General features: G+C 31.6%; 20 protein-coding genes. 13 read left to right on the top strand and 7 right to left on the bottom strand.

Going from position 1 to position 20,325, the window contains the following annotated elements:
• Positions 1 to 124: 124 nt before the first annotated feature.
• Complete coding sequence (gene ung, locus BUA99_RS10885) at positions 125 to 805, top strand: uracil-DNA glycosylase (RefSeq protein ID WP_072992072.1); 681 nt, start codon at positions 125 to 127, stop codon at positions 803 to 805.
• Positions 806 to 984: 179 nt separating this feature from the next.
• Here the strand turns inward: ung and BUA99_RS10880 are convergent, their stop codons facing one another.
• The 5 genes from BUA99_RS10880 to porX all read right to left on the bottom strand — a co-directional run bounded on the left by BUA99_RS10880 (position 985) and on the right by porX (position 5,200).
• A complete protein-coding gene (locus tag BUA99_RS10880; RefSeq protein ID WP_072992069.1) occupies positions 985 to 1,359 on the bottom strand; it encodes a DUF4258 domain-containing protein in 375 nt (124 codons plus the stop codon).
• Between the two features lie 36 nt (positions 1,360 to 1,395).
• Entirely contained in the window at positions 1,396 to 2,595 is a 1,200-nt protein-coding gene (locus BUA99_RS10875) for an alanine dehydrogenase (protein WP_072992066.1), read from the bottom strand.
• Between the two features lie 78 nt (positions 2,596 to 2,673).
• On the bottom strand, positions 2,674 to 3,156 hold the full coding sequence (locus tag BUA99_RS10870; protein ID WP_072992063.1) for a GNAT family N-acetyltransferase: 483 nt from the start codon (positions 3,154 to 3,156) through the stop codon (positions 2,674 to 2,676).
• 12 nt (positions 3,157 to 3,168) lie between these two features.
• On the bottom strand, positions 3,169 to 3,576 hold the full coding sequence (gene tsaE / locus BUA99_RS10865) for a tRNA (adenosine(37)-N6)-threonylcarbamoyltransferase complex ATPase subunit type 1 TsaE (RefSeq protein WP_072992061.1): 408 nt from the start codon (positions 3,574 to 3,576) through the stop codon (positions 3,169 to 3,171).
• A 70-nt stretch (positions 3,577 to 3,646) separates the two neighbouring features.
• A complete protein-coding gene (gene porX, locus BUA99_RS10860; RefSeq protein WP_072992058.1) occupies positions 3,647 to 5,200 on the bottom strand; it encodes a T9SS response regulator signal transducer PorX in 1,554 nt (517 codons plus the stop codon).
• A gap of 381 nt (positions 5,201 to 5,581) precedes the next feature.
• Between porX and BUA99_RS10855 the strand changes: the two genes are divergently transcribed.
• From BUA99_RS10855 to BUA99_RS10810, 10 genes are all read left to right on the top strand, one after another.
• Positions 5,582 to 6,823 (top strand): HD domain-containing protein, encoded by a 1,242-nt coding sequence (locus BUA99_RS10855; RefSeq protein WP_072992056.1) that lies wholly within the window; start codon positions 5,582 to 5,584, stop codon positions 6,821 to 6,823.
• Positions 6,824 to 6,941: 118 nt separating this feature from the next.
• On the top strand, positions 6,942 to 7,985 hold the full coding sequence (lpxD, locus tag BUA99_RS10850; RefSeq protein ID WP_072992053.1) for a UDP-3-O-(3-hydroxymyristoyl)glucosamine N-acyltransferase: 1,044 nt from the start codon (positions 6,942 to 6,944) through the stop codon (positions 7,983 to 7,985).
• Entirely contained in the window at positions 7,978 to 9,363 is a 1,386-nt protein-coding gene (locus BUA99_RS10845; protein WP_072992139.1) for a bifunctional UDP-3-O-[3-hydroxymyristoyl] N-acetylglucosamine deacetylase/3-hydroxyacyl-ACP dehydratase, read from the top strand. The genes lpxD and BUA99_RS10845 overlap by 8 nt, the downstream gene beginning before the upstream one ends.
• Before the next feature lie 72 nt (positions 9,364 to 9,435).
• Positions 9,436 to 10,221 carry an acyl-ACP--UDP-N-acetylglucosamine O-acyltransferase gene (gene lpxA, locus BUA99_RS10840; protein ID WP_072992051.1) on the top strand — a complete coding sequence of 262 codons (786 nt, stop codon included), beginning with the start codon at positions 9,436 to 9,438 and terminating at the stop codon, positions 10,219 to 10,221.
• Positions 10,222 to 10,323: 102 nt separating this feature from the next.
• Positions 10,324 to 10,890 carry an elongation factor P gene (gene efp, locus BUA99_RS10835; protein ID WP_072992049.1) on the top strand — a complete coding sequence of 189 codons (567 nt, stop codon included), beginning with the start codon at positions 10,324 to 10,326 and terminating at the stop codon, positions 10,888 to 10,890.
• Between the two features lie 76 nt (positions 10,891 to 10,966).
• The gene (locus BUA99_RS10830; RefSeq protein WP_072992046.1) at positions 10,967 to 11,896 is read left to right on the top strand and encodes a UDP-3-O-(3-hydroxymyristoyl)glucosamine N-acyltransferase; all 930 of its coding nucleotides are present in this window, start codon (positions 10,967 to 10,969) and stop codon (positions 11,894 to 11,896) included.
• Between the two features lies 1 nt (position 11,897).
• Complete coding sequence (locus tag BUA99_RS10825; protein ID WP_072992045.1) at positions 11,898 to 12,260, top strand: nuclear transport factor 2-like protein; 363 nt, start codon at positions 11,898 to 11,900, stop codon at positions 12,258 to 12,260.
• A 96-nt stretch (positions 12,261 to 12,356) separates the two neighbouring features.
• Positions 12,357 to 13,229, top strand: a complete 873-nt coding sequence (gene sucD / locus BUA99_RS10820) for a succinate--CoA ligase subunit alpha (protein WP_072992042.1) — start codon at positions 12,357 to 12,359, stop codon at positions 13,227 to 13,229.
• 143 nt (positions 13,230 to 13,372) lie between these two features.
• A complete protein-coding gene (locus BUA99_RS10815) occupies positions 13,373 to 13,795 on the top strand; it encodes a hypothetical protein (RefSeq protein ID WP_072992040.1) in 423 nt (140 codons plus the stop codon).
• 622 nt (positions 13,796 to 14,417) lie between these two features.
• Positions 14,418 to 16,043: an amidase gene (locus tag BUA99_RS10810; protein ID WP_072992037.1), complete on the top strand. Its 1,626-nt coding sequence runs from the start codon at positions 14,418 to 14,420 to the stop codon at positions 16,041 to 16,043.
• A 65-nt stretch (positions 16,044 to 16,108) separates the two neighbouring features.
• On the opposite strand, the gene msrB is transcribed toward BUA99_RS10810, so the two are convergent.
• Positions 16,109 to 16,501 carry a peptide-methionine (R)-S-oxide reductase MsrB gene (msrB, locus tag BUA99_RS10805; protein ID WP_072992034.1) on the bottom strand — a complete coding sequence of 131 codons (393 nt, stop codon included), beginning with the start codon at positions 16,499 to 16,501 and terminating at the stop codon, positions 16,109 to 16,111.
• Positions 16,502 to 16,555: 54 nt separating this feature from the next.
• Complete coding sequence (locus BUA99_RS10800; protein WP_072992032.1) at positions 16,556 to 17,425, bottom strand: alpha/beta hydrolase; 870 nt, start codon at positions 17,423 to 17,425, stop codon at positions 16,556 to 16,558.
• A 171-nt stretch (positions 17,426 to 17,596) separates the two neighbouring features.
• Between BUA99_RS10800 and BUA99_RS10795 the strand changes: the two genes are divergently transcribed.
• Complete coding sequence (locus BUA99_RS10795) at positions 17,597 to 19,024, top strand: glycogen synthase (protein WP_072992030.1); 1,428 nt, start codon at positions 17,597 to 17,599, stop codon at positions 19,022 to 19,024.
• Complete coding sequence (locus BUA99_RS10790; protein WP_072992027.1) at positions 19,014 to 20,294, top strand: glucose-1-phosphate adenylyltransferase; 1,281 nt, start codon at positions 19,014 to 19,016, stop codon at positions 20,292 to 20,294. The genes BUA99_RS10795 and BUA99_RS10790 overlap by 11 nt, the downstream gene beginning before the upstream one ends.
• Positions 20,295 to 20,325: the final 31 nt, after the last annotated feature.

The following is a 20,325-nucleotide window of genomic DNA, read 5'->3' as shown; positions in this document are numbered from 1 at the left end:
AAGACTATTTAACAGTACTTCACAAAGAATTACGGATTGTTTATTTAGTATTTTACAAATTTTAAACCAATTTAATTTTACTAAATATATTTTACGATTTAATATTTAAAAAAAATAAATATTCATGAAGTTAGATCTCAGTATTGCATGGCAAACAATTTTATTAGATGAAATTGAAAAGCCTTATTTTAAATATTTGACGGAACAAGTCGAACAAGAATATAACAGCAATATTTGTTATCCACCTAAAGAACTTATTTTTGTGGCTCTTAACACTTGTAGTTTCGATGATATCAAAGTAGTCATTATTGGTCAAGATCCTTATCATGGTGCTGGAGAAGCAAATGGTTTGTGTTTTTCTGTAAATGATGGAATTAAAATTCCGCCATCATTGCGTAATATTTATCGCGAATTAAATAATGATTTAGGCACAGTTTTTATGCCAATATCAGGAAATCTAGATTCGTGGGCTAAGCAAGGCGTATTGTTGTTAAATGCAACTTTGACAGTTCGAAAAGACAGTGCAAATAGTCATAAAAATCTAAAGTGGAATGTTTTTACGGATGCTGTGATTGAGAAAATTTCAGATAAAAAAGAGCACGTTGTATTTTTACTTTGGGGAAATTTTGCTCAAAAAAAAGGAATAAAAATTAATAGAAATAAGAATTTAGTTCTTGAATGTGGTCATCCTTCGCCGTTGAGCGCTAACCAAGGTAAATGGTTCGGAAACAAACACTTTACTAAAACAAATGAATATTTGCAACAAAATGCGATTGAAATTATTAATTGGGAAACAGTAAAATAAATTATATCAGATGATCTTTCCTAGTCTAACATTTTACATGGATTATGTACGTGGGGCAAACTTCAACAGATCTAAAAATAGCTCTTAAAAAGCAAAACAGAAGTAAACGATTAATGGTAATTAAATGGAGGTGTAAGAATAGATTAAGCCCTGAATAAATTAGAAATTACTTTCAAATTTTATTTTTTAATAATATCTTCTAAGACAGCTCTATCAGAATAATTGATAACTTTTAAAATAACTTCCTGATCTTTAGTCGTTTTACCTTCAATTATGTAAAGCTTACCTTTTTTGAATTCTATGTTACTTTTATCAAAATCTACATCACCAAATTGTAAAGAGTTTTTTATATCGATAGTATCAATCCATTTTTCAGATAAAATTAACGATGCTTTATCAGAATAGTAAAAAGGTTTATTTCTTAAATCATTCAGTACTCTTGAGTTAGGAAAATAATTACAACGTGTGTCTTTACCACTAAAAATCATTGCTACAAAGAAAAGCCCGATGACCAATCCAACTAAATAATAAGCAAAACGATGGAAAAATTTCATGAATTTAATTTTTTGCAAAGGTAGCAGAAAGTTTTCTTAAAAAACTAATAAATTAATATCGTTGTTAGGTAAATCAAACCAATCGCCTATTGCACTATTAGTGAGAATTCCGTGATACATATAGATGCCGTTTTTTAAACCTTTATCAAATCGTATTGCCGTCTCAATTCCACCTTTATCAGCAATATGCATCAAGTAAGGAGAAATTATATTACTTATAGATAGTGACGCCGTTTTTGAATATCGAGAAGGAATGTTAGGCACACAATAATGCAAAACATTGTTTTTAATAAATGTTGGTTTTTCATGTGAAGTCACTTCTGATGTTTCAAAACAGCCTCCAGTGTCGATGCTCACATCTACAATTACAGCTCCATTTTTCATGTGTTCTACCATTGTTTCTGTGACAATAATAGGACATCGATCAATGCCACGCATAGCACCAATTGCTACATCACAGCGTCTCAATGCTTTTAACAAAGCTTTTGGTTGTATTGTAGAAGTAAATATTCGTTGGTTTAAATTATTTTGTAAACGACGTAATTTAGTAATTGAATTATCAAAAACTTTCACACTTGCTCCAAGTCCGATAGCAGTTTTTGCAGCAAACTCACCAACAGTTCCAGCTCCAAGTATTACAACATCAGTAGGAGGAACGCCGGTAATGTTTCCAAATAATAATCCTTTTCCAAAATCATTTGTTATCATTAACTCTGCTGCGATAAGTATAGATGCTGTGCCTGCAATTTCGCTTAAAGATTTAACTGCAGGATACGAGCCATCTTCATCCTTAATATATTCAAAAGCTATGGCTGTAATTTTCTTTTTTGCTAGAGCTTCAAAATAACATTTCTTACATGTTTTGATTTGAATTGCTGAAATTAAAATGGTTTTAGGATTCATCATTTCAATTTCTGCAGTGGTTGCCGGCTCTACTTTTAAAATCATAGGACAACTAAAAACTTTTTTAGTATCTTTAGTAACTTCGGCGCCAGCTTCCGTATATTCTTTATCAGAATAACTTGAACTTAAGCCCGCACCAGCTTCAATCATAACCCGGTGACCATGATAAGTTAATGAATTGACAGCATCGGGGGTCAAGCAAATCCTGCGTTCTTGATGACTAATTTCTTTTGGAATTCCGATGAAAAGATCGCTCTTTTTTCTGGCTACTTCAAGTTTTTCCTCCTGAGGTAGTAGTTGTTGCTTTGTGAAAGGAGTATTTGTAATAGACATTAGGTTCTAATTTAAGGCACAATTTACATAAAAGTTTTTAATAATAATGAATGGGTAGTCACGCTCAAGAACTTTCTATTAATTAATCGCACTTATTACTAATTCCATCTTTACATCTGCCCTTTCATAAACTCCACACTCAAGCGCTACTTCTATAAAACCAAATTTTTTGTATAAATGAAGTGCCGTATTTAAACTTCTATTAGAATACAATATCAAATTTTTTATTTTTTTATCTTTGGCGAAAGCTAAACAATGAGCTAACATGGTTTTAGCAATTCCCATGCCTTGAGCAGCTTTTGTAACAGCCATTTTACTGAGTTCAAATGTGAAATCATCAATTTTTAACAATGAATATGTTCCTATTATTTGGCCATCATTTTTAGCGTAAAAAATAAACCCTCCTTTATCTATGATTTCGGTCTGCGGATTTGATAAAACAATTTCATCTTTAGGTTCTATTTTAAAATATTTATTAAGCCATTCTGAGTTTAAAATTTTAATGTGTTCTTTCAGTTCAGCTGTAAAAGGAATTATTTCTACATTTTTTTCTAAAATCATAATTGTGGTAATCTAATTTAATTGTAAAAGGCGATTTCCATCTGGAAGTAACGATATTGAAATCACTGAATGTATTTCAGGAATTAAATTTGGAATTTTTTCTGCCCATTCAATAAAACACCAATTTCCCGAATATAGGTAATCATCAACTCCCATATCTAATGCTTCTGATTCTTTATTTAATCGGTAGAAATCGAAATGATAAATAATGTGATTTGATTTAGTTTCGTATTCATTTACTAATGAAAAAGTTGGACTGCTGGTTGCTCCAATAACTTCTAGCGTTTTACACAATTGCTTAATCAAAGTTGTTTTGCCTACTCCCATTTCTCCATGAAAAAGAATCACTTTATTGGGACTACTATCAATTATTTTTTGTGCAACTTCCTCTAATTGTTGCAATGAAAAAGTAATTTCCATAATTATATACTTTTTATGCCTTTATCGTTTTATTAACCGGATAATCTTTAAATTGGTAAGATCCACTTTTTTATTTTGGACTAAAAATAAGAAAAGGAATAATCATTTCCTCTAATGAGATTCCACCATGTTGGTACGTATTTTTATAATAACTCGCGTAATGATTGTAATTATTAACGTACGCTAGAAAATGATCGTTTTTTGCAAAAATAAAAGAACTACTCATATTTATTGATGGTAAACCAATATTTTTTGGCTCTTTCTCTGCGTAAACATCTTTTTGTTCATAGGTTAAACTACGACCCGTTTTATAACGTAAATTTAAACTGGTGTTTTTATCGCCAACAACTTTTGAGGGATTTTTGACATTAATTGTACCATGATCAGTTGTTAAGATCAACTTGAATCCCATTTTTTGTGCTTGCTGAATAATTTCGAGAAGTGGAGAATTTTTAAACCAGCTTAGTGTTAGCGAGCGATAAGCTTTATCATCAGAGGCTAATTCCTTGACAACATCCATTTCAGTTTTAGCATGTGAGAGCATATCAACAAAATTATACACAACCGTTACCAAGTCATTATTTTTCAATGCTTTAAATCCTTCTACTAGTTTTTTACCGCCTGCAAGATTTGTGATTTTGAAATAGTCTTGTACAATGTTAAGTCCTAATCGTTTTAACTGAGCCGTTAAAAATTCAGCTTCATACAAATTTTTTCCACCTTCTTCCGGGTCATTTTTCCAGTATTGTGGAAACTGCTTTTCCATTTCAATAGGTAATAATCCAGCGAATATTGCATTTCTAGCATATTGTGTAGCCGTTGGTAAGATAGAGTAATAGGGTACTTCTTTTTCAAGTTTATAATAGTTTCCTACAACACTTTCAAAAGCTTTCCATTGGTCATACCGCAGATTGTCAATAACCACAAATAAAATAGGTTTGTCTTTTTTCTTGAGTTCAGGAACAACAAGTTCCTTAAATAATGTATGAGACTGAATGGGTTTATCTGCTTTTGGCGCAAACCAATCCTCATAATTTCGTTCTATAAATTTACCAAACTGCGAATTCGCCTCCGCTTTTTGAGATTCGAGAATTTCAACCATACTTTGGTCGTCAATATTTTCTAATTCAAGTTCCCAAAAAATCAGTTTTTTATACATTTCAATCCAATCCTCGTAGGAGTTGACTTGAGCCATTTCCATTGTGATTTTCCGAAATTCTTTTTGATAATCCAATGTTGTTTTCTGCGAAATTAATCTGGAATGATCTAAATTTTTCTTTAGACTTAAAAGAATTTGATTCGGATTTACTGGCTTTATTAAATAATCAGCAATTTTAGAACCTATGGCTTCCTCCATAATGTATTCCTCTTCGCTTTTCGTGATCATAATCATAGGAATTGAGGATTTCTTTTCCTTCATTTCTGATAACGTTTCCAAGCCGCTCATTCCAGGCATATTTTCATCTAAAAATACAATATCAAAATTATTTTCTTCAAAAATAGTTAAAGCATCGAGTCCGTTATTACAAGTTGTAACTTCGTAATTTTTCTTTTCAAGAAATAATATATGTGGTTTCAAAAGGTCGATTTCGTCATCAACCCAAAGTATTTTTATTTTATCCATAAACAATGTGAAAAGCATTTTAAATACATGATTAAAGTGCCAAATTACATTTTTTTACTGCTTTAATCTGCTAATATTATTATAATTTTTTAGTACTTTATAATGTTATATTTCGAGTATTTTAATTTTCGTATTGTAATTCAAAATATTTTTATTTTAGTATAATAGCATCCTTTGTTAATCTGTATTGCACAATTGTTGTTAAAAAAACTTTATTTTACAAATAATATTTTAGTTGTGAAATATGATCAAGATAAAAATTGAGGATATGAAATCAATTTTGAACATAAAGGATATTAATCATTGTTTGAAAGTACTTAAGATCGAAAATAGTAGTTGACAGTAGAATTCCTATATTTGTTAGCTTAAATTAAAAATGTTGTGAGTCAAAGTAATAAACTAAAAATATTTAACGATCCTATTTATGGTTTTATTACCATTCCGAATGCGTTAATTTATGATTTAATTCAGCATCCTTATTTTCAACGTTTGCGTCGAATTTCGCAAATGGGATTGTCATACTTAGTATATCCTGGAGCAAATCACACTCGTTTTCATCATGCATTAGGTTGCATGCATTTAATGCAAAAAGCGGTAGATGTATTGCGATTTAAAGGAATACTAATCTCTATGGACGAGGAAAATGCATTGTATATTGCAATTTTACTTCACGATATAGGTCATGGTCCGTTTTCTCACGCTATGGAAAAAAGTATTGTTGAAGATGTACATCATGAGGAAATATCGCTGTTATTTATGAATCAATTAAACATCGAATTCGACGGAAATTTAAGTTTAGCGATCCAAGTTTTTAAAGGTGAATACAATAGAAAATTCATGTTACAACTAATCTCCAGCCAATTAGATATGGATCGAATGGATTATTTAAAACGGGATAGTTTTTATTCAGGAGTAGCTGAAGGGAATGTAAATTCAGAACGGCTGATTCAAATGATGAATGTTGTGGATGATTATTTAGTAATTGAAGAAAAGGGCATTTATTCAGTAGAAAAATTTTTAATGTCACGTCGATTGATGTACTGGCAAGCCTACTTACATAAAACGAGCTTAGTTGCGGAGTTGATTTTAATGAAAATTTTAAAACGTGCAAAAGAACTAACTTTAAAAGGAGTAAGTCTATCATGTAGTGAGCCTTTATTATTTTTTATGCAGAATAAAGTTACGATCGAAACTTTTGATGAAAAGACATTAGATCTCTTTGCCCAGCTGGATGATTTTGATATTATTGGAGCATTAAAATCTTGGCAGAAAAACGAAGATTTTATTTTGTCTTCTCTAAGCAAAATGATTGTTAATAGAGATTTACTCAAAATTAAATTAACTAGTGAAAAAGTGGCAAATGAAGATTTACAACCTCTAAAGGAGCGTTTTGCCGAAGAAAATCATATTTCATTATTAGATGCAAATTATTTTATCTTTAAAGGAAAAATTAAAAATCAAGCCTACAGTAAAGAAGCAGATCCAATACGAATTCTAAGAAAAGACAATACAGTTGAAGACGTAATTGAATCATCCGATCAACTGAATTTAAAATCATTATCTAAATTAGTTACTAAGTATTACATCTGTTTTCCAAAACAACTGTTAGAAATTAGTGTTTAAAATCTATTTTTTTATATTTTTGTCGAAATGAAACAAGTCAAAACTTTTTTTTTGAATAGCTATTGGATAGTATGTAATGATTCCCATCTTATGACTATGAAGAATATAATTAGATAAGATGAAATTTACAGCCGAACAGATAGCGGGAATTTTAGCAGGAGAAGTTGTTGGTAATCCAATGGTAGAAGTTTTTAGATTGTCAAAAATCGAAGAAGGTTCTGCAGGTTCGCTTACTTTCTTGTCAAACCCCAAATATCTAAATCACATTTATACTACAGAGGCTTCGGTTACAATAGTAAACGACACATTTTTTCCAGAAAACGCAATTAACACAACACTTATAAAAGTTCCTGATGCATACGCAGCATTCTCAAAATTATTAGAATTTTATAACGAAGTTAAAAATAACAAAAGCGGAATTGAACAACCATCATTCCTTTCACCTACTGTAAAACATGGTGAAAATTTATATTTAGGAAGTTTTAGTTATATAGGAGAAAACGTCACCATTGGTGATAATGTTAAAATTTATCCAAATTGTTTTGTAGGTGATAATGTTGTCGTAGGGGATAATGTTACTTTTTTCGCTGGTGCAAAAATTTATTCAGAATCTATTATTGGAAATAATTGTACCATTCATTCCGGAGCAATAGTTGGGTCTGATGGTTTTGGCTTTGCGCCAAACCCTGACGGAACTTATACAAAAATTCCCCAAATAGGAAATGTAATCATTGAGGATAATGTAGATATAGGTTCTTGCACTACAATTGATAGAGCAACTATGGGTTCTACTATTATTAGAAAAGGTGTTAAGTTAGATAACCAAATTCAAATTGCTCACAATGTTGAAATTGGTGAAAACACAGTGATTGCCGCTCAAACAGGTGTTGCTGGATCCACTAAAATTGGCAGAAATGGGATGATCGGTGGGCAAGTTGGAATTTCAGGACATTTAACTATCGGAAACAATGTTCGAATTCAAGCACAAGCCGGCGTTGGAAAAAATATAAAAGATAATGAAATTATACAAGGAAGTCCCGCATTTGGATATAATGATTTTAGCAAATCATTCATTCACTTTAAAAACTTACCAAAAATTGTAAAAGAAATCGCAGAGTTAAAAAAACAAATATTAAACCAAAAAAATGGAAACAATGGTTAAACAGAAGACCATCAAAGCAGAAATATCACTAACTGGTGTGGGGCTGCATACAGGTAAAGAAGTGAAAATGACTTTTAAACCTGCTCCGGTAAACAATGGTTTTACTTTTGTTCGAGTAGATCTTGAAGGACATCCTATAATTGAAGCAGATGCAAATTATGTTGTTAATACTCAAAGAGGAACTAATCTAGAAAAATTAGGAGTAAAAATTCAAACTCCAGAGCATGTTTTAGCTGCTTTAGTAGGTTGTGACGTTGACAATATAATAATAGAATTGAATGCTTCAGAACTACCAATAATGGATGGCTCATCAAAATATTTTGTTGAAGCACTAGAAACGGCGGGAATTGAAGATCAAAATGCTAAAAGAAATGTTTATGTGGTAAAAGAGGTTATTTCATTTACTGATGAAGCTTCTGGTAGTGAAATTTTAGTGATGCCAAGTGATCATTTTTGTGTAACAACAATGGTAGATTTTGGTACAAAAATTTTGGGAACGCAAAACGCTAATATGAAGAGCATTGCTGATTTTAAAACTGAAATTGCGCAATCTAGAACATTCAGCTTTTTGCATGAATTAGAATTTCTTTTAGAAGAAGGTTTGATAAAAGGCGGTGACTTAAATAATGCTATTGTTTATGTTGATAAGGAAATATCAGCTGCTACAATGGAAAATTTGAAAGTTGCTTTTGGTAAAGATGAAATAACAGTAAAACCAAATGGGATTTTAGATAATCTTACTTTACATTATCCCAATGAAGCGGCTCGCCACAAACTATTAGATGTAGTTGGAGATTTAGCACTAATAGGTACAAAAATACAAGGAAAAATTATTGCAAATAAACCGGGACATTTTGTAAATACACAATTTGCAAAGAAAATGGCTAAAATTATAAAAATTGAACAAAGAAACTTTGTTCCTGTGTACGATTTAAATCTTGAGCCCTTGATGGATATTCATAAAATAATGGCTGTTCTTCCACATAGACCTCCTTTTTTATTGATTGATAGAATCATTGAAATGTCAGAGAGTCATGTTGTAGGAATGAAAAATGTTACAATGAATGAAAACTTTTTTGTAGGTCATTTTCCTGAGGCTCCAGTAATGCCAGGAGTTTTAATTGTGGAGGCGATGGCTCAAACAGGAGGGATATTAGTTTTAAGTACAGTTCCAGATCCAGAAAATTATTTGACTTACTTTATGAAAATTGATAATGTTAAGTTTAAACAAAAAGTTTTACCAGGAGATACCTTAATTTTTAAATGTGATTTGATTACTCCAATTAGAAGAGGAATTTGTCACATGCAAGCGAATGCCTACGCGAATGGAAGACTAGTTGCTGAAGCAGAATTAATGGCTCAAATTGCAAAAAAATAATAATTTTTATTGATTTGATTAATCGATTATTCGATTAATCGGTTTAACATTTAATCGATTAAACAAAAAAAAATGAATCAACCACTTGCTTATGTGCATCCTGGAGCAAAAATAGCTAAAAACGTAGTTATTGAACCCTTTACAACTATTCATAACAATGTAATTATTGGAGATGGAACGTGGATCGGTTCTAATGTAACCATCATGGAAGGCGCGCGAATTGGAAAAAATTGTAATATATTTCCAGGTGCAGTAATATCAGCAGTCCCTCAGGATTTAAAATTTGGTGGCGAAGATTCGCTAGCTATTATCGGTGATAACTGTACTATTAGAGAATGTGTCACAATAAATAGAGGTACAATAGCATCTGGTCAAACCACATTAGGTGATAATTGTCTTGTTATGGCAACTGCACACATAGCTCACGATTGTCATATTGGTAATAACGTAATTATCGTAAATGGAGTTCTTCTAGGAGGTCACGTCACCGTGGGAAATTATGCCATCATTGGAGGACTATCGGCGGTGCATCAATTTATCAGTATAGGTGATCATGCAATGATTTCTGGTGGTTCACTCTTAAGAAAAGATGTTCCTCCTTATACTAAAGCCGCAAAAGAGCCATTGTCTTATGTCGGAATTAACTCAGTTGGACTAAGAAGACGCGGTTTTACATCAGAAAAAATTAGAGAGATTCAAGGTATATACCGAATTCTTTATCAAAAAAATTTCAACACTACGCAAGCTTTAGGTATTATTGAAGCCGAGATGGAAGCAACACCAGAAAGAGATGAAATTATTGATTTTATTAGAAATTCATCTCGAGGAGTAATGAAGGGTTACTCTGGTAATTATTAGAAAAAGTATGTGGCTATCGGCATTTTGCCTTTACCTAAAAAAATCAATAAAGAAATATAAATCGCTAGCAGTTAACAACTAATAGCCAAAATTAAATTACAAATGGCATCAACATCAGATATTAAAAATGGATTGTGTATTAAGTTCAATAATGACATCTATAAAATTGTAGAATTCCTTCATGTAAAACCAGGTAAAGGACCTGCTTTTGTAAGAACAAAATTAAGAAGTTTGACTAATGGAAGAGTTTTAGACAATACCTTCTCTGCAGGGCATAAAATTGAAGAGGTCAGAGTTGAAAACCATAAATTTCAATTCTTATATCCTGAAGGCGAAGAATTTCATTTTATGAATACTGAAACTTTCGAACAAATTACATTAAATAAAAATATTTTAGATTCGCCAGGATTATTAAAAGAGGGAGAAAATGTGATGATAAGTATTAATACAGAAACTGATTTGCCACTTTCAGTAGATATGCCAGCTTCAGTTGTTCTAGAAGTTACTTATGCAGAGCCTGGAATTAAAGGAAATACTGCAACTAATGCTACTAAATCAGCAACAGTTGAAACTGGTGCAACTGTAAATGTTCCTTTATTTATAAATGAAGGTGACAAAATTAAAATTGACACAACATCTGGAAATTACATGGAACGTGTAAAAGAGTAAGTAAATTGATAATTAGCAATTATAGTAATTAGATCATTTTCATTTTTGTTACTATAAATATTTTCTAAATAATATTATGAAATTCCCAAAAGTTTACTCGTTAGAAGAAATAGCAATTATTATCGGCAGTGATTATGTTGGTGATAGCAATTTCCCTGTATTGGGAATGAATGAAATTCATGTTGTTGAATTGGGTGATATTGTTTTTGTAGATCATCCAAAATATTATGATAAAGCACTGCATTCAGCGGCTACCATTGTTTTAATAAACAAGGAAGTTGATTGCCCTGAAGGTAAAGCATTATTGATTTCAGATGATCCATTTAGAGACTTTAATAAATTGACACAGTTTTTTAAACCGTTTCAGTTTTCAAATGTCTCGATCTCGCCTTCTGCAGAAATAGGTGAAGGAACTATTATTCAACCTAATACCTTTATTGGAAATAAGGTTATAATTGGAAAAAATTGTTCGATTCATTCTAATGTATCTATTTATGATCATACTGTGATAGGTGATAATGTTATTATTCACGCAGGTACAGTTTTAGGAGCTGACGCTTTTTATTATAAAAAAAGAGTCGAAGGTTTTGATCAACTGCTTTCTGGAGGAAGGGTAGTAATTAAGGATAATGTTGGAATAGGAGCACTATGTACTATTGATAAAGGAGTTAGCGGCGATACAATCATTGGCGAAGGCACAAAGATTGATAATCAAGTGCATGTTGGACACGATACTGTAATTGGTAAAAAATGTTTAATTGCCTCACAAACTGGAATTGCTGGATGCGTTATAATTGAAGATGAAGTTACAATTTGGGGACAAGTAGGAACCACTAGCGGAATCACAATAGGTTCTAAAGCAGTAATTTTAGGTCAAACGGGAGTTACAAAATCTGTTGAAGGAGGAAAATCTTATTTTGGAACACCTATTGAGGAATCACGAGAAAAATTAAAACAATTGGCTAATATCAAGAAAATTCCAGAAATTTTAAATAAAATTAAATAATATGTCTGCTAAAGAAATAGTTAAAAAATTTTATAAATCGGATGCCTTAATTGACAGCGAAGTATTAAAGGAATATTTACACCCTGATATAATTGTTGAATGGAACAGTAGTAAAGGTTTTGTTGAACTTAAGTATAATGGGTTAATTGACTTATCAGAGGAACTAAGTAAAGCATATGTGCGTTCTAAAGTTAGAATTAGTCACATAACATCAGAAACCGATATGGTTTCTGTTCGGTATTCACATTTTGTAAAAACAATTGAGAATCCAAGAGAGGAGATGTTATTAGCTCATTTTATGGTTATTTGGCAGATAAAAGACAATAAATTGTTTCGTGGATACCAGATGAGTCAGTTGTCTTAATTTTATATCAAAAAACTAAATAGCTAATGACCATTTAGTGCTTTCAATTTTATACTTTTGCATCACAATTTTAAAAACTACATAAAATAATATATCATGAGTGTTTTAGTTAATAAAGATTCCAAAATAATTGTTCAAGGTTTTACAGGAAGCGAAGGAACTTTCCATGCCTCTCAAATGATTGAGTATGGAACTAATGTTGTGGGTGGAGTAACTCCAGGTAAAGGAGGGACTACACATTTAGAAAGACCTGTGTTCAATACTGTAAAAGATGCTGTTGAACAAGCAGGAGCCGATACAACTATTATTTTTGTTCCACCAGCTTTTGCTGCTGATGCAATTATGGAAGCTGCAGACGCAGGTATTAAAGTAATTATTGCAATTACTGAGGGAATTCCTGTTGCTGACATGATAAAAGCGAACAGTTATGTTAAAGAAAGAAATGCAAGATTGATTGGACCTAACTGTCCTGGAATCATTACACCAGGCGAAGCTAAAGTTGGAATTATGCCAGGTTTTGTTTTCAAAAAAGGTACAATTGGAATTGTTTCTAAATCAGGAACTTTAACTTATGAAGCAGCTGACCAAGTTGTAAAACAAGGATTAGGTATTACAACTGCAATCGGTATTGGAGGGGATCCAATCATTGGAACAACTACTAAAGAGGCCGTTGAATTATTGATGAATGATCCTGAAACGGAATGTATTGTAATGATAGGCGAAATAGGTGGACAATTAGAAGCAGATGCTGCACACTGGATCAAAGCTGATGGAAATCGTAAACCAGTTGTAGGTTTTATTGCAGGAGTAACGGCTCCTCCAGGAAGAACTATGGGGCATGCTGGTGCTATTGTAGGTGGATCTGATGATACAGCTGAGGCTAAAAAACAAATTATGAGAGAGTGTGGAATACACGTTGTAGATTCTCCGGCAGAAATTGGAAAAAAAGTAAAAGAGGTACTGGGATAGACCTAAATAGAGTAATAGAAGAAATACCTCACGGACTTGTGGGGTATTTTTTTTATAACACAATATTCTATAGATGGGTATAACAGGAAGATAATTAATAAAACACATCTAGCCTAAAAGCTTTTGTGATAAAAACTAAATATATGTATAAGGAATTAAAAAAATTTAAAGTTACCAATCAGTTTTCATTTTCAACTGAAGATAGTTTGGCCGAAGTTTGTAATGCGTCGGAAGGATCTGGAGTATTCCTAGTTTATTCAGTAGGGGAAGAGAAGGAATTAATTATGGTAGGTTCAACTGGCACTATTCAAAACGATGGAACTTTAAAAATAAAAAATGGTGGTTTGAGAGACAAAATCGTTGAAGGACATCAATTTGCTAAAACTGGAAGAAAATATTCTTGGCCAGCACAAATGAAAATTGAACATATAAGCTCTCTTGAAGTAGTTTGGTATGAAACTTTTAACGATAAAACTAAAGTAATACCAACATTTGTAGAAGGTCAAGTTTTACAAAATTTCTTAGATGAAAATGGAAGATTACCAAAATGGAATGTAGCATTTTAAATGTGAATTTACGAAATGCGCCTTTCTACGAAGGCGCATTTTTATTTGTGGGATCTCCTTACATTCTATTCATAATTGGCAATAATTATTTAATTATATACTAATTGATTTTGTTGCACTACTATTTTTTTGCTATGCCAAGCATATTAATATTAATTCGTAAATTTTAAAAAGTAAAGGCACTTAATTTCCTTAAGTCTAATCAATTTTAAACAATTGCAGCTATTTTATTCAGTTATCCTATTCAAGTTAGCTTCCAAGCTTTAATTTTTATTACACTTCTAATCGTTTATTTGAATTAAAACACGTGGCGATTATTATGGAGACAAAATTGAAATCATAAATATTTAGGATAGCGATACAACGCGAAAACTTCAAATTATATTGAGATTCTAAACCATATTATTTTCATTTCTAATTTTTTAATATTTAGCATAAAATAATTTTATCTATTTTTGAGTTTTTTAATGACTTTAATAATGCTCCATTTTAAATTCCATCGTTTAAATTCTTCCCTTCAAAATTTTAACATTCGTTTTGTCAAATAATATTCAATTATTAGTAAATAAAAATTACTTTAGATAAACATTTGTTTAAATAATTACTTTAAAACAATTAATTTATGAAAAGAAGATCTTTTTTAACCACTGCAACTCTGGCATCTGCAGGCATCACTACACTTTTAATAACCGGTTGTAATTCTAGCACTACTAAAAATGAAGGTGCTGCCTTAGTTGAAAATTCAGGTAGTGACTTTGAATTAGACGAAGAAACCATTAGTAGTTTGAATGAAAAATTATCATCTGGGAAATACACTTCGAAACAACTGGTTGAAATGTATTTAGAACGAATCAAAGCCATAGATCAGAATGGGGCGAAGTTAAACTCCATTATTGAGGTGAATCCTGATGCGGTTGCAATAGCAACTATGATGGATAAAGAGCTTAAATTAGGTAAAAGTAGAGGTCCTTTACATGGAATTCCGGTGGTTATAAAAGATAATATAGATACTGCTGATAAAATGCAAACCACTGCAGGATCTCTGGCGATGGTTGGTAATATTGCCAAAAATGATGCATTTGTGGTTAAAAAATTGAGAGAGGCTGGAGCCGTAATAATTGGTAAAGCAAATTTAAGCGAATGGGCAAATTTTCGATCAACTCAATCTTCTTCTGGATGGAGTAGTAGAGGTGGACAATCAAAAAATCCTTATATTTTAGATCATAATCCTTGTGGTTCTAGTGCCGGTTCTGGCGTTGCTGTGTCTGCTAATCTTTGCGTAGTAGCAATAGGCACAGAAACAGATGGTTCTATTGTTTGTCCAGCTTCAGTGAATGGAATCGTCGGTATTAAGCCAACGGTTGGTTTAGTTAGTCGTTCTGGAATTATACCAATATCAAAAACACAAGATACTGCTGGTCCTATGACACGGACTGTTACGGACGCAGCAATATTATTAAGTGCAATTGCTGCAGTCGATACTAATGATGAAGTAACTCTCGAAAGTGCAGGTAAAGCAAAAAAGGATTACACTGGGTTTTTAGATTTAAATGCTTTAAAAGGAAAAAGAATTGGAATTGAAAAAAAGCCGCAAGGTAATGATATCAATATTAATAATTTGTTAGATGCCGCTCTAGATCTATTAAAAAAACAAGGTGCAACTGTAGTAGAGATTGACTATATTGAAAAAATAAATGCATTAGGTCAATCAGAATCTGATGTGTTACACTATGAATTTAAAGATGGAGTAAATAAGTATCTTTCTAATAGTACTGCCAAAGTTAAAACCTTGAAAGAGGTGATTGAATTTAATAAGAACAATGAAGATAAAGCAATGCCTTACTGCAAACAAGAAATCTTAGAAAACGCTAATGATAGACAAGGCCTTGATGATAAAAAATATATCGAATCATTAACAGCAAGTTTTGAAGGAAGTAAAAGTATTTTAGATGCTGTTTTTCAAGAGAATAAGTTAGATGCTATTTGTGGAATTACGATGGGACCAGCGTGCAGTATTGATGTAATTTACGGTGATAAATGGGGTAGCTATTCACTAACATCACCGGCAGCTATGAGCGGTTATCCGCATATAACAATTCCATGCGGACAGGTTTACGATCTTCCGGTAGGTTTTTCTTTTTTCGGGAAGCCGTACAGTGAAGGTGAGTTAATAGGTTTTGGATTTGCGTATGAACAAGCCTCTAAAAAAAGAGTGAAACCGGGTTTAAAACCTTCGTTTCTTTCTTAATTTAAAATAGATTTATGAAAAAGGGGTAAAAAGATTAGTTCTTTTTACCCCTTTTTATTATTACTTTATTCTTCTTTAAAATCTACGGATAAAGAGTTTACGCAATATCGTTGACCTGTTTTTGTGGGTCCATCATCAAAAACGTGGCCTAAATGACTTCCACAATTGGCACATAAAATTTCAGTACGTTTCATGCCAAGAGTAACATCCGAAATATATTCTACTTTGCCCGGAATTGACTCATCAAATGAAGGCCATCCACAATGCGCATCAAATTTAGTATTGCTTTCAAACAAGTTTTCACCACAAGCACCACAACAGTATGTTCCTTTTTCAAAATTTAGGTTGTACTTACCTGTGTGAGGATACTCAGTTCCTTTTTTTCTAAGAATTCGATAACGTTCCTCTCCTAATTCTATTTTCCATTGCTCTTCTGATTTTTCTATTGGATATTTCATTGTTTAAGTTTAAAATTTATTATTCTAATGTATTAAGTAATTATAATGTTGAGTTTATGATTTTAGTTTTATGAATTGAATTATCTTTTCTAAAACGTCATCATTTCCTAGTATTTTACGATGTCCCAAACCTTCGGTGAGTAATAATTCTCCATTTTTCAAATGTTTGTGAATATTAATTCCCGCTTTTACTGGAACTTCAAAATCATTTTTATCGTGAATTACTAGAACAGGTATAATTGTTTCTGCTGCTGCTAAATAAGCTGAATAATTATTCATTTTTTCGCCATATTTTTTCTCAAAGTGCAATCTCAATTGTGTGCTTATATTTGGATTAAGTTTTAATTTTGCTACAAAATCATCTATTATATCCTCTACTATATCTCCGCTTCCTATTACAACCGCTTGATTTACTTTTAAACCTTGTTTTATCGCATTTAAAACTGACATTCCTCCGAGAGAATGACCAATTGCAACTTCAAACGGGCCTTCTTGCTTATTAATTTCTAAAATTATCGAAATAAAATCAGTCATAATACTTCTGTTTCCTGGTGATTTTCCATGCCCAGGCGCATCAAAGCTTATAGTTGAATATCCAATGCCTAGTAGCTCATCGGCTATTTTATACAATTGTGTACCTCGACCTGACCAACCATGAACTAGCAAAATTTTCTTGTCGCTTTTGCCATATTTGTACATATTAATTTGCTTATTTATCACTGGAATATGGATCAATTTTTGAAAACTTTTTTGATCCATTCCTAATTCTCTTTTAGGAATCTTGTGTTTAAATGGAGTAGTAAATAATTTAGCAGTAAATAGAGTTAGTAATTTTGTTGAAATAAAAGAGATTAATTTACTAGTTATTATAATAATTTTCGGAATTTCTAGTGATTGGGTATGTATTGAAGATTTTTTTGTCATTATAATAAATTTTCTTGTATGTATTTACTTTAATTATTTTTTGCTAAATTTAGAAAAACATAAAAGTACAATTTTTTTGTGACGGTTCTTTCAGGCCTTTCGAGATTGTGAAATTTTTATCGTTTGCTTAAACAGCTTAAATAGATTCTAAACTAAAACTATAATTTATAAATGGAAATTTTTCATATCAGTGCAGAATGCTATCCCGTTGCCAAAGTGGGTGGTTTAGCAGATGTAGTTGGGGCGTTACCTAAATACCAAAATAAAGCAGGTCATCTAGCTCGAGTAGTAGTTCCATGCTATGATACAAAATTCAAAAGAGATAATGAGTTTGAATGTGTTCACTGGGGCCATATTAAATTAGGGAACTTTAATTTTCCTTTTAATATTCTAAAAGAAGTCAACAACATACTAGGATTTGAATTGTATTTAGTTGAAATTAATGAATTATTTGACAGGAAAGAAGTTTACGGCTATCAAGATGATATCGAGCGATTTATAGCTTTTCAAATTGCGACATTAGATTGGATAATAAATCGAGAAAATATTCCAGATGTAATAAATTGTCATGATCATCAAACTGGATTAATTCCTTTTATGATGCTATACTGTCATAAATATCAGAAACTCATTAATACTCCATCAATCATAACAATTCATAATGGATTGTATCAAGGACGGTTTGGTTTTGATAAACTGTATTATTTACCAGAGTTTGACTTGGCTCATGTCAAAGTCTTGGAATGGGACAATTGTATTAATTCTTTGGCTGTGGCTGTTAAATGTGCGTGGGCTGTTACCACAGTTTCACCTAATTATTTAAATGAAATCAATTATTCAGCTAATGGATTAGAATCTTTATTCAATATGGTAAGATATAAATCTAAAGGAATATTGAATGGAATTGATATTGAAGTTTGGGATCCGGCGACAGATGGTATGCTTGAAAAAAACTACTCTATTATAAATTATGAAATTGGCAAACAAGAGAATAAAGAAAAATTATGTAATCTTTTTAATCTAGACCCTACAAAGCCTTTATTCAGTTTTATTGGTCGATTATTAGAAGAAAAAGGAGGTGATTTATTACCTCAAGCTGCGGCAATAGCATTATCAGAAAATTATCAGCAAATTAATATTTTAATTTTAGGTTCTGGAAATACTGCCATAGAAAAGCAATTAAATAGTTTGTTGCAAGATTATAAAGGTAATTATAATACGTTTATAGGGTATAATGAAGAGCTAGCACATTTGATCTATGCAGGTTCTGATTTTTTATTAATGCCGTCACGAGTAGAGCCCTGTGGATTGAATCAAATGTATTCTTTACGTTATGGAACTATCCCAATTGTTAGGAGAACGGGAGGTTTAAAAGATACCGTAATTGATTTTGGAGATGATGGTAATGGAATTTGCCATGATCAAGCTAGCGTGGGGGATATTTGTTATTCTATTCAGCGAGCTTTTGCTTTATATGATGACAAAAAACAGTTAAATACTATTAGATTAAGAGGAATGAATATTGACCATTCATGGGAGCGTGTTTGCCAAAAATATATAGAAATGTATAAATTAATAATCAACAAAAATGAAAGCTAAAAAGAAAAATGTAATTGCAATTATCCTTGGTGGTGGACAAGGATCTAGATTATATCCATTAACAGAAACAAGATCAAAACCAGCAGTACCGATAGGAGGAAAATATCGTTTAGTTGATATTCCAATCTCAAATTGTATGAATTCAGATATTTATCGCATGTTTGTTTTGACACAATTTAATTCAGCTTCATTAAATGCGCACATAAAGAATACGTACAACTTTAGTATTTTTAGTCATGCTTTTGTAGATATTCTCGCTGCAGAGCAAACTCCTGACAATCCAACGTGGTTTCAAGGCACTGCCGACGCGGTTAGGCAATGTATGCCACACTTTCTAAATCACGATTTTGATTACGCATTGATTCTTAGTGGTGATCAATTATATCAAATGGACTTTAACGACATGTTAGAAGAGCATATTAAAAATGAGGCGGATATTTCTATTGCTACATTGCCTGTAAACGCTAAAGATGCTCCTGAATTTGGAATTTTAAAAACCAATTCAGAAAGCTATATTGAATCATTTATCGAAAAACCTGCCAAGGAATTATTACCAGATTGGGAGTCAGATGTTAGCGACCAAATGAAAAGTGAAGGCAAACATTATTTAGCTTCAATGGGAATTTATATCTTCAACAAAAAATTGTTGATCGATATTATGTCGGATAAAGAAACTAAGGATTTTGGTAAAGAAATTATTCCACAAGCCGTAGGAAATAAAAAGATATTGAGTTATCAATACGAAGGATATTGGACAGATATTGGTAACATAGATTCGTTTTTTGAGGCTAATATTGGACTTACAGAGGATTTACCAAAGTTTAATCTATTTGATAATGAAAATAAAATCTTTACTAGACCACGATTATTACCACCTTCTAAATTCCAAAAAACAACGGTTGATAAATCGCTAATATCTGAAGGGTGTATCTTGAATGCTAAAGAAATAAATCGATCCGTAATTGGTATTCGTTCAAGAATAGGTGATGGAACAATAATCCAAAATTGCTATGTTATGGGCAATGATTACTACCAAAATATTGATGACATGAATGAGGATCTTAGAAATCGAAAACAATTAGTAGGAATCGGCGAGCGTTGCTTTATCAATAATGCTCTAATTGATAAAAACTGTAGAATAGGTAATGATGTTTATATCAACGGAGGAAATCATTTAGAAGATTTTTCAAATGAATTGTATGCGATAAAAGATGGAATTGTAGTTATCAAAAAAGGAGCTGTAATTCCGGATAATTACATCATAAAATAGATTTTAATTAATTTTCTTTGAATAATATTCT

This window comes from Flavobacterium segetis (assembly GCF_900129575.1).
In the GTDB taxonomy this organism is placed as follows: Bacteria; Bacteroidota; Bacteroidia; order Flavobacteriales; family Flavobacteriaceae; genus Flavobacterium; species Flavobacterium segetis.
The sequence above is the reverse complement of the archived record's forward strand: the minus strand, read 5'-3'. Positions and strand labels throughout refer to the sequence as shown.

Coding starts and splice junctions, on each gene's coding strand:
- ung (WP_072992072.1), top strand. CDS start 125: ATGAAGTTAGATCTCAGTATTGCATGGCAAACAATTTTATTAGATGAA.
- BUA99_RS10880 (WP_072992069.1), bottom strand. CDS start 1,359: ATGAAATTTTTCCATCGTTTTGCTTATTATTTAGTTGGATTGGTCATC.
- BUA99_RS10875 (WP_072992066.1), bottom strand. CDS start 2,595: ATGTCTATTACAAATACTCCTTTCACAAAGCAACAACTACTACCTCAG.
- BUA99_RS10870 (WP_072992063.1), bottom strand. CDS start 3,156: ATGATTTTAGAAAAAAATGTAGAAATAATTCCTTTTACAGCTGAACTG.
- tsaE (WP_072992061.1), bottom strand. CDS start 3,576: ATGGAAATTACTTTTTCATTGCAACAATTAGAGGAAGTTGCACAAAAA.
- porX (WP_072992058.1), bottom strand. CDS start 5,200: ATGGATAAAATAAAAATACTTTGGGTTGATGACGAAATCGACCTTTTG.
- lpxD (WP_072992053.1), top strand. CDS start 6,942: ATGAAATTTACAGCCGAACAGATAGCGGGAATTTTAGCAGGAGAAGTT.
- BUA99_RS10845 (WP_072992139.1), top strand. CDS start 7,978: ATGGTTAAACAGAAGACCATCAAAGCAGAAATATCACTAACTGGTGTG.
- lpxA (WP_072992051.1), top strand. CDS start 9,436: ATGAATCAACCACTTGCTTATGTGCATCCTGGAGCAAAAATAGCTAAA.
- efp (WP_072992049.1), top strand. CDS start 10,324: ATGGCATCAACATCAGATATTAAAAATGGATTGTGTATTAAGTTCAAT.
- BUA99_RS10830 (WP_072992046.1), top strand. CDS start 10,967: ATGAAATTCCCAAAAGTTTACTCGTTAGAAGAAATAGCAATTATTATC.
- BUA99_RS10825 (WP_072992045.1), top strand. CDS start 11,898: ATGTCTGCTAAAGAAATAGTTAAAAAATTTTATAAATCGGATGCCTTA.
- sucD (WP_072992042.1), top strand. CDS start 12,357: ATGAGTGTTTTAGTTAATAAAGATTCCAAAATAATTGTTCAAGGTTTT.
- BUA99_RS10815 (WP_072992040.1), top strand. CDS start 13,373: ATGTATAAGGAATTAAAAAAATTTAAAGTTACCAATCAGTTTTCATTT.
- BUA99_RS10810 (WP_072992037.1), top strand. CDS start 14,418: ATGAAAAGAAGATCTTTTTTAACCACTGCAACTCTGGCATCTGCAGGC.
- msrB (WP_072992034.1), bottom strand. CDS start 16,501: ATGAAATATCCAATAGAAAAATCAGAAGAGCAATGGAAAATAGAATTA.
- BUA99_RS10800 (WP_072992032.1), bottom strand. CDS start 17,425: ATGACAAAAAAATCTTCAATACATACCCAATCACTAGAAATTCCGAAA.
- BUA99_RS10795 (WP_072992030.1), top strand. CDS start 17,597: ATGGAAATTTTTCATATCAGTGCAGAATGCTATCCCGTTGCCAAAGTG.
- BUA99_RS10790 (WP_072992027.1), top strand. CDS start 19,014: ATGAAAGCTAAAAAGAAAAATGTAATTGCAATTATCCTTGGTGGTGGA.